We start from the raw sequence: 11291 nt of genomic DNA, 5'->3' as shown, positions 1-11291 counted from the left end.
GCCGCCGCGGCGAGGACGTCCCCGTCCGCCCGCGCGACGGCCTTCCCGGTGGCGGACATGACGAACTTCCCCGCGTAGGCGAACCGCTCGTGGTCGAGTCTGAGCGTCGGCCCGTCGTCGGCCCACCCGAGGAGAGCGTACTCCATAGCCGACGTACGGACGGGGACGGCTTGTGTCCGGCGACGTTGTTTTGGGGCTCGCCGCCGGCGTGGGAGTATGTTCGCTGACGACATCCGGAGTTTCGACCGGTGGGCCCGCTACTACGACCTCGCGATGCCCGGGGCGTCGACGGCGTCGCTCTCGGCCGGACTGGACGCCGCCGAGCGCCCGGTCGAGCGACTGGTCGACCTCGCGGGCGGGACCGGCCGGGCCGCCGTCGCCCTCGACGTGCCCGACCGCATCGTCCTCGACGCGGCCGGGGGGATGCTCGCCCGCGCCCGCGACCGCGGACTGGCCTGTGTGCAGGGCGACGCCCGCCGCCTCCCGCTCGGAACCGACAGCGTCGACGCGGTGACGATAGTCGATGCCCTCCACCACGTCCCCGACTGGGAGGCGGTGTTCGCGGAGGTCGCTCGCGTCCTCGCGCCCGGCGGGGTGTTCGTCGTCGCGGAGTTCGACCCCGCGACGCTGCCGGGGCGCGTGCTGGTTGCCGGGGAGCGGGCAATCGGCTTCGACTCGCAGTTCGCGACGCCGGCGTCGCTGGTCGCCTCGCTGTCGGCGGCCGGGTTCGAGGCGACGGTCGTCGAGGGCGGGTTCGGCTACACCGTCGCGGGCGTCGTTCCGAAGCAGGGGACTGAATAGCCACTGGGACGGACCGACGGGTATGGCCCAGCTAGCAACGATGGTCCGGCGGCGGGTCGACTTCGGGTCGACGGTGGCGGTGGTCGCGGTCGGTGATCTCTTGGCGATAGCCCTGTGGGTCGCCGTCGGCGAGGTCAACCACGGCTTCCCGCCGTGGGAGTACCCCCTCCGGATGGTCACGACGATGATCCCGTTTCTGATCGGGTGGGCGGCCGCGGCGTTCGTCGGCGGCCTCTACACCGAGGACGCGTGGCAGTTCCCGATCAGGGCCGTCTCCTGGACCGCGCCGGCCTGGATCGTCGCGGTACTGATCGCACAGGCGTTGCGGGCGACGCCGATATTCCCCGGGAACGCGGCGCTGACATTCGCGCTCGTCTCCGTCGGTGTCGGACTGGCGGTGCTGTTACCGTGGCGGGCGCTCGTCGCCTACTGGACCACGGCGGAATAGGGATCGCTGAGGGGGAGTGACTGCTGACGGTGTCGAAGCGACACCGCCGGTGACACACACTGTCCGCAGCCCTGCCGGGGGGTGGCAGGGGGAGTCGGTGGAGGCCGACTACCGGTACTCTTCGACGTCCAGCGCCACGGTCGACTGTAGCCACGCTTGGTGGTTCTCGCGGTCGTAGATTACGAACTCCTCGTCGCCGATTGTGAGTTCGGCGTATCGTTCGGCCTGGTCGTCGGCAGATGCCTGCTCGCTCGTATCGTCCGTGGCATTCGTGCTCATTGTTCGGGGACGGGGTGACCCGTCTTTTCCTCCAATTGCTACTGATTGTTCACGGGTGATAAGGGCTACCCCCCGATTATCACGTCTGAAATGGGATGGTTCATCCAGTATCGTCCGCGAATACGCGATGACGGGTCGGGTCGCGCTCCACACCGCCGGAACGACGAAACTGCCCGACGGTTATCGGCTACCTCACTCAGTTACCGGGACGTAACGTCGCTATCAACGTCGATAACACCCGTGTCTCCCCGACCCACACCAATAAGACGCCGACCGCCCAACCGACTCGTATGAGTGATTCGACGGTTCGATTCCTCCACAGCGACGACGTGGCCGGACTGGCGACGGTCGAGGAGTACGTCGCGGCGGTCCGGGACGGCTACCGACAGCGTGGCGAGGGCGCGCCGGCGAAACCGCGGACGTCGCTGTTCGGCGGCGACCCGCCAGGGATGCTCACGGGCTACAAGGCCATCCTGCCCGATGCGGGCGTTATGGGCGGGTACACCTACGCCGCCGGGTTCGGCGGCGGGGACGCCCACTTCGTGCTCTCGCTGTTCGACGCCGACAGCGGTGCGCCGCTGGCGCTGTTCGACGGCGCGAGCCTCAACCCCTACAAAACGGGCGCGACCGGGGCTGTCGGTGTCGATGCGCTCGCCCGGACCGACGCCGAGACGGTTGGCCTGTTCGGTAGCGGTCCGCAGGCCCGCGGCCAGTTGCGCGCGGTCGCGACGGTCCGTGACCTCTCGCGGGTGAACGTCTACTCGCCGACGGCAGACCACCGCGAGCGCTTCGCGGCCGCGACGAACGCCGAACTCGACGCCACCGTCGGGGCCGTCGCGTCGCCGACAGCGGCCGTCGAAGGGGCCGATATCGTGATCACCGCCACCGACGCGGCCGACCCGGTGTTCGACGGCGACCGACTCGAACCCGGCACCCACGTCACCGCGATGGGCCAGTACCACCCCGAGAAGCGGGAGGTAGACGCCACGACGGTCGAGCGAGCCACCTACGTCCCGGACCTGCGGGCGCGAATCCAGCAGGACGCCGGCGCGTTCATCGCCGCCCGCGAGGCCGGTGCGGTCGACGACGACCACGTCCACGCCGAACTGGGCGAGGTGGTCGCCGGCGAGGCGCCGGGACGGACCGACTCCGAGGAGATAACGCTGTTCGACAGCGGCGGGACGGCAATAGAGACGGTCGCCGCGGCGGGGATGCTGTACGACCGCGCCGTCGAGGACGACCTCGGCGAGGAGATACGGTTCTCGCCCGCCAGCGACGCGATGTAGCTACTCCTGAAACAGTCGGTAAGCACCCATCCCCGCGGCGACGGGTTCGACGCCGTCGTCGGGGGTGGTCGACTCGACCATCATCTGGGAGACGCCGATTGAGTTGCCGGCCCGGACGACTTCGGCGTATGCGGTCAGGTCGCCCTGTGCCCGCTGGAGGTAGTTGATGTTGAGGTTGACCGTGACGACGCCGCCTTCCAGCGGGTCTTTCAGCGAGGGACGCAGACAGAGACCGCCGGCGGTGTCGGCCAGCGTCGCCGCGATGCCGCCGTGGATGGTCGGCGGTTCGGTGGTGTTGGTGAGTTTCTCGTCGTAGGGAATCGAGAGCGTCATCGAGTCGGCGGTTATCTCGTCGACGCTGACGTCCAGCCACGAGAGGTAGCCGTGTTCCTGCTCGATGTAGTACTGCACCATCTCCTTGGCTTCCGGCGGAAGGTCCTCCGGCATAGCTCTCCCTCGCAGTTGGAGCGATTTGTAGCTGTCTCTCTGTGTCAGTCGGTCCGGTCTATCCTCACTCTCACGGCCGCGCCCACGTCCAGATTCACGCCCTCGCCGACGAGTTTGACGCCGAACCGCTCGCGCGCACAGCACAGCGCGATACCGGTCACCGGGTCGCCGTTCGCCCGGACCGTCAGGTCGTGCCAGCGGACCCGCCCGTCCGTTACGGCCCCGACTTCGGTGCCGGCCACCACCGCCCGGTCGCCACCGCCGAGAAGGCCGCCGTGTTCGTAGTGTGGGAGACCACCGTCCAGCACGCCGCCGTCGCTCCCCAGACCGACGAAATACTCCCCGGGATCCGGGTGGGCCGGCGCGTCCAACCGGGCCCACGTCTCGCCGGCCGCGACGACGGTGCCGGTGCCGTCCCACGACAGCGGCCGGAGGTCGGCGTCGATGGTTATCGGGAGCGACCCCGCGGCGCGGTCGGTGTCGGCGCCGTGGGGCCGAAAGCCCACGTGGAGGTGGTCGGGGACCCACGGCGCGAAAAAGCCGGCCCGGACCGTCTCTCCCAGCGAGTCCCCCGCCACCACCGTGTCGCCGACGGCCACGCTCGGCTCGACGTGCAGAATCCGGGCGAGGCGCTCGCCGGTGTCGAGTACGATCAGCCAGTCCCGGTCGGCGGCGTAGGGCCGCGGCGGTGCCCGTACCTCCCGGATCCCGACGACTTCGCCGCCGACCGGCGCGGGGGCCGTCCCCGGGTCGGGGTAGAGGTCGACGGCGCGCCCCGCGTCGTGGGCGGCGTACGGCGAATCGTACAGCGTGAACCGCCGGTAGCGAGCGAGCACGTCCGTCCCGACGGTCACTGCCATACCGCCGATTGGGGCCGGGCGGACTTGGTGTTTATCGGGTGGGAGTCCCTACCACGGGTATGTTCGTCCGTCGCGGCCCGGCGTCGACCGTCGCGGACGACCGGACGGTCACCGAGACGATGCTCGACCGCGTCGCGGCCGCCGGCGAGGCTGGCCTGCGGGTGTGGTACCCCCCGAAACAGGTGGCCTTCGGCCGCCGGGACGAACGCGCCGAGGGGTACGAGGCGGCCCGGGCAGCCGCCCGCGAGCGCGGGTTTCCGACCGTGACACGGGACGTGGGCGGCCGAGCGGTGGTGTTCACCGGGTCGACGCTGGCGTTCGTCCACGCCGTCCCGGCCGAGGGGCGACGCGGCGACATCCGGGACAGGTACGCAGACGCGCTCGACCGACTCCGGGCGGCGCTGTCGGCCTGCGGTGTCGAGACAACCGCGGACGAACCCGACGACGCGTTCTGTCCGGGGAGCCACTCGCTGTCGGCCGGCGGGAAGGTGGCGGGTCTCGCCCAGCGCGTTACACAGGCGGTAGCGGTCGTCGCGGGCGCGGTGGTCGTCGCCGACCGCGAAGCGTTCGTCACCACTACGGCGGCGGTGTACGAGGCTCTCGGCGTCGCGTTCGACCCCGAGTCGACGACGAGTCTGGTCGCGGCCGGGTGCCCGGCGGGGCCGGACCGAGTGGCGGACGCGGTGGTCGCGGCCTTCCTCGTGTAGGACGAGGCGTCGCTCTCGGCAGTGTCTGTGGCGGCGTCCCGGTCGAAACTACGCCGTTCGCCGGACGGACCGACCGTTTTATGCTGTGGCGCTCGTCCCATTCATCTATATGATCCTCACGCTCACGCCGAATCCGGCGGTCGACGAGACCATCGAGATGGACGAACCGCTCGCGGCGGACGCCGTCCAGTCGACGCGGGACATGCAGTTTACCCCCGGCGGCGATGGCATCAACGTCTCGGAGTTCGTCCACGCGCTCGGCGGCGAGACGGTGGCGACGGGCGTCACCGGCGGGTTCACGGGCTACTTCATCGAGCAGGACCTCTCGGGGCTTGACGTACCGACGGACTTCTGCTCGGTCGACTCCGCGCCGACGCGCATCAACACGACCATCCTCACGCCGCCGCCCGAAGGGCCACAGACGACCCGCGTCGCGACGACGAGACCGTCGAACGCCAGCAGTTCCAACTCCAGCAGCCCGGACCGGAGGTCGACGAGGAGTGTGTCGACCGCCTCGTCGAGACGGTCCGGGAGCACGACCCCGACATCCTCAACATCGGTGGGAGCCTCCCGCGGGGGATGGGGCCGGCCGACATCGACCGACTGGCGGCCGCCGGCGACTGGGACACGGCGCTGAACGTCCACGGCGAGGTCCTCGGCGACCTCGAGGAGGCCTACGAGTGCTGCCGGCTGAACCGCGCCGGCATCGAGGCGGCCACGGGCGTCACCATCGACTCCATCGACGACTGCAAGGACGCCGCCCTCGCGCTACAGGCCGAGGGGTTCGAGCGCGTCGTCGCCTCGATGGCCGACGACGGCGCGGTGCTGGTCACGCCCGATCAGGCGCTGTACGCCCCGTCGCTGAACGTCGACGTCGCCGACACGGTCGCCGCCGGCGACGCCCTGCTGGCGGGTATCCTCTGGGGGTACGAGCAGGGCTGGGACGACCGACAGGCGCTGAAAGCCGGCGTCGCCACCGCGGGCGCCGTCGTCGGCGTCACCGGGACCAGCATCGACCACATCGACCCCGAACCGGCGATGGACAGTCTCTCGGTGTGGCAACTCGACCACGACCGGGAGACTTAGGCCATCGCCGCCGCCACTGCCGGTATGCTCATCACCGACGCCACGCTCCCGGACGGCCGGACCCGGGACGTCCGCATCGAGGACGGGACCATCGCCGCCGTCGCCGAGCACCTCACGACGACGGCCGACGAGCGGACCGTCGACGCCACGGGCAAGCGACTCACGCCCGGGATGATCGACGCGCACGTCCACTTTCGCCAACCGGGCTACGGCCACAAGGAGACGTGGACCACCGGGTCGAAAAGCGCGGCCGCGGGCGGCGTGACGACAGTCGTCGACCAGCCCAACACCGACCCACCGACGGTCGACGGCGAGGCCTTCGACGAGAAACTCGCGCTGGCCAGCGAGCAGTCGCTGGTCGACTTCGGCATCAACGGCGGCGTCACCGAGTCGTGGCTCCCCCGGATTCTCCTCCGTCGCCCACTCTTTGCCCTCGGTGAGGTGTTCCTCGCGGACTCGACGGGCAACATGGGTATCGACGCCGAGTTGTTCGGTGAAGCGCTGTCCGCCGCCGCCGACAGCGACGTGACCGTCACCGTCCACGCCGAGGACGCGTCGCTGTTCAACGACAGCGCCCGCGAACGCGACGACGCTGACGCCTGGAGCGCCTACCGGACCGCCGACGCGAGATAACGGCCATCGAGCGGGCCTGCCGGGTCGCAGGCGAACAGGACACGACCATCCACGTCGCCCACACCTCGACGCCGGAGGGCATCGACGCCGCGTCCGAGGCCGGGATGACCTGCGAGGTCACGCCCCACCACCTGTTCCTCTCGCGTGCGGACCTCCCCGAGTTGGGCACGTTCGGCCGGATGAACCCACCGCTGCGGCGCGAGGGCCGCCGCCGGAAGGTCTACGAGCGAGTCGCCGACGGCACCGTCGATATGATCGCCACCGACCACGCCCCGCACACGCGCGAGGAGAAGGACGCGAGTATCTGGGACGCGCCCAGCGGCGTCCCGGGCGTCGAGACGGCCCTGCCGCTGTTGTTGAACGAGGCCCGCGAGGGTCGTCTGAGCTACGAGCGCGTCCGGGACCTGACCGCCCGGAACCCGGCGGCCGTCTTCGACATCCCGGACAAGGGGACAATCGCCGAGGGCAACGACGCCGACGTGGTGCTGTTCGACCCCGAGGACGCCCGGCCCATCAGCGGCGACGCCCTCCACAGCAAGTGCGAGTGGACGCCATTCGAGGGCCGAAAGGCCGTCTTCCCCGAGATGACGACCGTTCGCGGGACCGTCGTCTACGAGGACGGTGTCGGCTTCGGCCATCCGGTCGGCGAGAACGTCCGCGAGGCCCGCGGGCCGGGCCAGTAGTCACTCGACGGCGAACGTCGGCGGTGTGATGTCCTCGTGTTTGCACTCGGGACAGCGGCTGGGCCGGTTGATCAGGTCGTCGTAGTCGTCGAACCCGCACTCCCGGCAGGTCGGCGGCGCGACGAGCAACTGCTCGTCGGTCCCGTCCAGTGATTTCGCGATGTGGTCGACGTGGCTGAGGACGGCGCTGCTGGTGAGGTCGAACTCCGTCGCCAGCGTCGGCACGTCCATCGGCGTCTCACGAAGGGCATCGGCGATGCGCTCTCGGGTCGTCCGACTCGCCTCGCGCATACACCCTGTTGTCGTGACACACACATAGAGTTTCGGGGGAAGCAAAAAGTCCTTACCCGCGCTCTGTGACTCAACTGATATGCATGCTGTCGTACTCGCCGGTGGCTACGCGACGCGCCTGTGGCCAGTGACGAAGAACCGACCGAAGATGCTGCTCCCGGTCGGTGACTCGACGGTCATCGACCGTATCCTCACGGAACTGGAAGACGACGACCGGGTCGAGGAGGTGTACGTCTCGACGAACGAGCGCTTCGCCGAGGACTTCGAGGACCACGTCGCCGAGACGGGCTTGGAGAAGCCGCGCCTGTCCATCGAGGACACCGCAGCGGAGGACGAGAAGTTCGGCGTCGTGGGGGCGTTGGCACAACTCGTCGAACGCGAGGGCATCGACGACGAGGACCTGCTGGTCGTCGCGGGGGACAACCTCATCAGCTTCGACCTCCCCGAGTTCATCGACGCCTTCGAGTCCAACGACGAACCCACCCTCGCCGCCTACGACGTCGGCTCCTACGAGCGAGCGACCTCTTACGGCGTCGTGGAACTCGACGGCGACGAGGTGATAGACTTCGAGGAGAAGCCCGACGACCCCTCCAGCACGCTGGTCTCTATCGCCTGCTACGCTTTCCCCGCCGACGCCATCCGCTTCGAGGAGTACCTCGAAGACGGCAACAACCCCGACGAACCCGGCTGGTTCATCCAGTGGCTGGTCGACACCGGCACCGTCTGTGCGTTCCCGTTCGACGACGCGTGGTTCGACATCGGGACGCCACAGAGCTACCTCGACGCCGTCGCGTGGCAACTCGGCGGGGAGAACCTCGTCGCCGACTCCGCGACCGTCGAGAACTCGACGCTGGGCGAGAACGTCCACGTCCTCCCCGGCGCGACTGTCGTCGACTCCACCGTCGACGGGTCGGTCATCTTCCCCGAGGCTACCGTCGACGACTGCGAACTCCGCAACTCGATCATCGACCGCGGCACCCACGTCGAGAACCTCGACCTCGCCGGGGCCGTCATCGGTGCCCACACCCACATCGCCAACTGACCACTCACTCGCCCGCCGACCCGACTCCGTCCTGCACTTTCACTTTCACTCCGGGTATGGCTCGCTTTGAGTACCCTTCGGGCCCAACACGTAGGTATGTTGAACGAACTGACCCCGACGTGCGAGGCGGACGGCTGTGACCGGACGCTGTCGGCGGAGCGGTTGATGCTCACCTTCGAGACGGCAAACGGGGAGCGCCGGGCCTACGAGTGTGCCTGCGGCGAGGTGACCGTCACCGTCCACCGGTGACCGGAGGAGGGAAGGCGACGCGCACGTAGGGTGAGGTATGACTGACGGTGCGTGGGTGAGCCTCTTCTCGGGCGGGAAAGACTCCTCGTGGGCGCTCTACCGGGCGCTGCAGGCGGGCCATCCCGTCGAGCGACTCGTGACGGTCCACCCCGAGGGCGACTCGTATATGTATCACGTCCCGGCGACGCGGTTGGCGGAACTGGCGGCCGAGAGCATCGGTATCGACCTGCTCGCGGTCGAACCCGACGACTTCGACGCCGCGAGCGCCACCGACTCGGGGGCACAGGGCGACAGTGAACTCGAACCGCTGGAGGCGGCTCTCGAAACCCTCGATTCGGACCTGCCGGGCGGTGTCGCCGGCGTGACCGCCGGGGCCGTCGAGAGCGAGTACCAGACCAGCCGGATGCAGGCGATGTGTGACCGCCTCGACGCCGAGTTGTTCGCGCCCCTCTGGCAGGAAGACCCCGAGGAACTGGCGGCGGCGATGCTGGAGGCGGGCTTTACGATACGGATCATACAGGTCGCGGCGGCCGGACTCGACGAATCGTGGCTCGGCCGGACGCTCGACGCCGACGCTATCGAGGACCTCCGGGCTCTCAACGAGGAGTACGGCGTCCACATCCTCGGCGAGGGCGGGGAGTTCGAGACGCTGGTGACCGACGGGCCGCATATGGACCGCCCCATCGAACTGTCCGCGACGCCGGAGTTCGACGGGACCCGCGGCCGCCTCCGTATCGACGACGCGTGGTTGGCCGACTAGTGTCGGCGTAGTGACCGGTACTGCTATACCGCCGGCGGCCGCGTGGTGTCGATATGCAGTGGCGTGGCGCGGCCGTCGACCCGGACGCCGAGTACCCGGAGCCGGAATCGTGGACGCCGGTCGAAGTCCCCGGCCGGCCCGAACAGTTCGCCGGTGCCGACGCCGTCGCCTACCGGACGACGGTTGAGGACCCGAGAGACAGCACTACCTCGCGTGCCGTTCTCGACTTGCGGGGCTGTTACGGCGAATCGACGGTGTTCTGCGACGGTGACCGGGTCGCACACAGCGACTGGTACTTCAGCCCGCTTCGGGTGCCGCTGACCGACCACCTCGACGGCGACACCGAGGTCCGCGTGGTCTGTCGCCGGCCCGACCCGCCCTTTGCGGGCGTCTACGGCACGGACCTCGTCGCGCCGGCCGACAGCGTCCCGGGCATCTGGTGGGACGCGCGCCTCCGGACGTATCCGGGGACGTACATCGACGCGATGACCGCCCGGCCGACCGTCGATGGCGACACGGCCACGGTGTCGGTGTCGCTCGATATCGTCGCCGACGAGGCCGTAGACGATCGGGTGACGCTGTCGGTCCGGCCGGCGGGGAGCGGTCGCGGCCGTGGGACGATGGAGCGCGCGGCCGTCACCGCCGCGGCCGGCGAAACCGTGACCGTCGACCACGACATCGAGGTCCGTGACCCGGCGCTGTGGTGGCCGGCGGGCTACGGCGACCAGCACCGCTACGAGATACGGGCGAAACTGGCGGGCGTCGAGCGAACCGTCTCGACGGGCTTCTGTTCGATTGCAATGGACGACGGGCAACTGACGGTCAACGGGACGCCTGTCACCGCCCGCGGGGTGAACTTACTCGACGCGACACCCGCGGACGTCGAACGCGCCCGCGAGTGCAATGCGAACCTCGTCCGCGCTCACGCCCACGCGGCCCCGCCCGAGGTGGTCGACGCCTGCGCCGAGGCCGGCGTGTTGCTGTGGCAGGACCTGCCGGTGACCGGTCCGGGGGCTTTCGACCAGTCGCGGGCCGAGGCGGCGGTGGCGTCGCTCGCCGACCGCTACGGCAGTTCCCCGGCGCTGGCGGCGGTGACGGTCCAAGACGACCCGGTCGACCCATTCGGCTCGCCGCTGGGGTCGGGGCCGCTCGACCGCTTGCGCTTCCGGTGGCAGCGCTGGCGGGCGAGCCACGACGACAGCGCCGCAGACGCCGCGGCGGGCGCCGTTCCCGAGGGCGTCCTCGCCGTTCCAGTCGTCGGGCCGCCGGGTATCGACGCCGACGGCCTGACGCTGTATCCGGGCTGGCGGTACGGCGACGCCGCCGACGCCGGCCGCTACCTCGACCGATTCGACCCCGACGTGGTCGCGGAGTTCGGGGCCGGCGCGCTCGCTGACGGCGGCGGAACCGAGGGCTTGGACCGTGCGGTACACGACGCGCGCGTCGGCGGTGACGACGTCGATGCCTCACAGGCCTATCAGGCTCGGGTCTGTCGGCGGGTCGCGGAGACGCTCCGCCAGCGAGGCGTGGGCGTGATGGCGGCGTTCGCGCTCCGGGACGGCGCGAGGCGGGGCGATGGGGCGTCTACGCCCGTGACGGGACGCCGAAGGCGGCCGCCGCGGCGCTGGCGAGCGCTCGAACCGGTCCCAGGCGACGCTTTCCGACCCGACGGCCGCCGAGAGCGACGCTCGTCCACCAACGACACCCGACACCCGATTC

At 69.9% G+C, this 11291-nt stretch carries 14 protein-coding genes and 2 pseudogenes; 11 read left to right on the top strand and 5 right to left on the bottom strand.

Going from position 1 to position 11291, the window contains the following annotated elements; genetic code table 11:
- Positions 1–146: pseudogene (locus GJ629_RS10655) on the bottom strand (GNAT family N-acetyltransferase); the annotation flags it as partial.
- Between the two features lie 70 nt (positions 147–216).
- On the opposite strand from GJ629_RS10655, the gene GJ629_RS10650 reads away from it, so the two are divergent.
- Together GJ629_RS10650 and GJ629_RS10645 are read left to right on the top strand one after the other, a co-directional pair.
- Positions 217–801: a class I SAM-dependent methyltransferase gene (locus GJ629_RS10650; protein WP_157513008.1), complete on the top strand. Its 585-nt coding sequence runs from the start codon at positions 217–219 to the stop codon at positions 799–801.
- Between the two features lie 22 nt (positions 802–823).
- Positions 824–1249: a DUF3054 domain-containing protein gene (locus GJ629_RS10645; RefSeq protein WP_157513007.1), complete on the top strand. Its 426-nt coding sequence runs from the start codon at positions 824–826 to the stop codon at positions 1247–1249.
- 108 nt (positions 1250–1357) lie between these two features.
- Here the strand turns inward: GJ629_RS10645 and GJ629_RS16240 are convergent, their stop codons facing one another.
- Positions 1358–1528 (bottom strand): hypothetical protein, encoded by a 171-nt coding sequence (locus tag GJ629_RS16240; protein WP_197428554.1) that lies wholly within the window; start codon positions 1526–1528, stop codon positions 1358–1360.
- 290 nt (positions 1529–1818) lie between these two features.
- Here GJ629_RS16240 and GJ629_RS10640 point away from each other — a divergent pair, with 290 nt between their 5' ends.
- Positions 1819–2814, top strand: coding sequence for an ornithine cyclodeaminase family protein (locus GJ629_RS10640; protein WP_157513005.1), 996 nt, complete (start codon positions 1819–1821; stop codon positions 2812–2814).
- Here GJ629_RS10640 and GJ629_RS10635 read toward each other — a convergent pair whose 3' ends face one another.
- Together GJ629_RS10635 and GJ629_RS10630 are read right to left on the bottom strand one after the other, a co-directional pair.
- Positions 2815–3261 carry a PaaI family thioesterase gene (locus GJ629_RS10635; protein ID WP_157513003.1) on the bottom strand — a complete coding sequence of 149 codons (447 nt, stop codon included), beginning with the start codon at positions 3259–3261 and terminating at the stop codon, positions 2815–2817.
- A 44-nt stretch (positions 3262–3305) separates the two neighbouring features.
- Entirely contained in the window at positions 3306–4121 is an 816-nt protein-coding gene (locus tag GJ629_RS10630; RefSeq protein ID WP_157513001.1) for a hypothetical protein, read from the bottom strand.
- Positions 4122–4180: 59 nt separating this feature from the next.
- Here GJ629_RS10630 and GJ629_RS10625 point away from each other — a divergent pair, with 59 nt between their 5' ends.
- From GJ629_RS10625 to GJ629_RS10615, 4 genes and pseudogenes are all read left to right on the top strand, one after another.
- Complete coding sequence (locus GJ629_RS10625) at positions 4181–4828, top strand: lipoate--protein ligase family protein (protein WP_157513000.1); 648 nt, start codon at positions 4181–4183, stop codon at positions 4826–4828.
- Between the two features lie 85 nt (positions 4829–4913).
- Entirely contained in the window at positions 4914–5465 is a 552-nt protein-coding gene (locus GJ629_RS17115) for a PfkB family carbohydrate kinase (RefSeq protein WP_370515867.1), read from the top strand.
- Positions 5408–5914, top strand: coding sequence for a PfkB family carbohydrate kinase (locus GJ629_RS17110; protein ID WP_231754586.1), 507 nt, complete (start codon positions 5408–5410; stop codon positions 5912–5914). The genes GJ629_RS17115 and GJ629_RS17110 overlap by 58 nt, the downstream gene beginning before the upstream one ends.
- Before the next feature lie 24 nt (positions 5915–5938).
- Positions 5939–7230, top strand: a pseudogene (locus GJ629_RS10615) (dihydroorotase).
- Here GJ629_RS10615 and GJ629_RS10610 read toward each other — a convergent pair.
- The gene (locus GJ629_RS10610; RefSeq protein WP_157512998.1) at positions 7231–7521 is read right to left on the bottom strand and encodes a transcriptional regulator; all 291 of its coding nucleotides are present in this window, start codon (positions 7519–7521) and stop codon (positions 7231–7233) included.
- 79 nt (positions 7522–7600) lie between these two features.
- Between GJ629_RS10610 and GJ629_RS10605 the strand changes: the two genes are divergently transcribed.
- The 4 genes from GJ629_RS10605 to GJ629_RS10595 form a co-directional block, all read left to right on the top strand.
- Positions 7601–8563, top strand: a complete 963-nt coding sequence (locus GJ629_RS10605) for a sugar phosphate nucleotidyltransferase (protein ID WP_157512997.1) — start codon at positions 7601–7603, stop codon at positions 8561–8563.
- Positions 8564–8659: 96 nt separating this feature from the next.
- Positions 8660–8812 carry a hypothetical protein gene (locus tag GJ629_RS16235; RefSeq protein WP_197428552.1) on the top strand — a complete coding sequence of 51 codons (153 nt, stop codon included), beginning with the start codon at positions 8660–8662 and terminating at the stop codon, positions 8810–8812.
- A gap of 37 nt (positions 8813–8849) precedes the next feature.
- Positions 8850–9572: a diphthine--ammonia ligase gene (locus tag GJ629_RS10600; protein ID WP_157512995.1), complete on the top strand. Its 723-nt coding sequence runs from the start codon at positions 8850–8852 to the stop codon at positions 9570–9572.
- Positions 9573–9625: 53 nt separating this feature from the next.
- Positions 9626–11291, top strand: a 1666-nt coding sequence (locus GJ629_RS10595; RefSeq protein ID WP_157512994.1) for a hydrolase, incomplete at its 3' end; no start/stop codon positions are given.

This window comes from Halapricum sp. CBA1109, assembly GCF_009741825.1.
GTDB lineage: Archaea > Halobacteriota > Halobacteria > Halobacteriales > Haloarculaceae > Halapricum.
This window is presented reverse-complemented; position numbering and strand designations above follow the sequence as displayed.

Coding starts and splice junctions, on each gene's coding strand:
- GJ629_RS10645 (WP_157513007.1), top strand. CDS start 824: ATGGCCCAGCTAGCAACGATGGTCCGGCGGCGGGTCGACTTCGGGTCG.
- GJ629_RS10630 (WP_157513001.1), bottom strand. CDS start 4,121: ATGGCAGTGACCGTCGGGACGGACGTGCTCGCTCGCTACCGGCGGTTC.
- GJ629_RS10610 (WP_157512998.1), bottom strand. CDS start 7,521: ATGCGCGAGGCGAGTCGGACGACCCGAGAGCGCATCGCCGATGCCCTT.
- GJ629_RS10640 (WP_157513005.1), top strand. CDS start 1,819: ATGAGTGATTCGACGGTTCGATTCCTCCACAGCGACGACGTGGCCGGA.
- GJ629_RS10650 (WP_157513008.1), top strand. CDS start 217: ATGTTCGCTGACGACATCCGGAGTTTCGACCGGTGGGCCCGCTACTAC.
- GJ629_RS10625 (WP_157513000.1), top strand. CDS start 4,181: ATGTTCGTCCGTCGCGGCCCGGCGTCGACCGTCGCGGACGACCGGACG.
- GJ629_RS10605 (WP_157512997.1), top strand. CDS start 7,601: ATGCATGCTGTCGTACTCGCCGGTGGCTACGCGACGCGCCTGTGGCCA.
- GJ629_RS10600 (WP_157512995.1), top strand. CDS start 8,850: ATGACTGACGGTGCGTGGGTGAGCCTCTTCTCGGGCGGGAAAGACTCC.
- GJ629_RS16235 (WP_197428552.1), top strand. CDS start 8,660: ATGTTGAACGAACTGACCCCGACGTGCGAGGCGGACGGCTGTGACCGG.
- GJ629_RS10635 (WP_157513003.1), bottom strand. CDS start 3,261: ATGCCGGAGGACCTTCCGCCGGAAGCCAAGGAGATGGTGCAGTACTAC.
- GJ629_RS16240 (WP_197428554.1), bottom strand. CDS start 1,528: ATGAGCACGAATGCCACGGACGATACGAGCGAGCAGGCATCTGCCGAC.
- GJ629_RS17110 (WP_231754586.1), top strand. CDS start 5,408: ATGGGGCCGGCCGACATCGACCGACTGGCGGCCGCCGGCGACTGGGAC.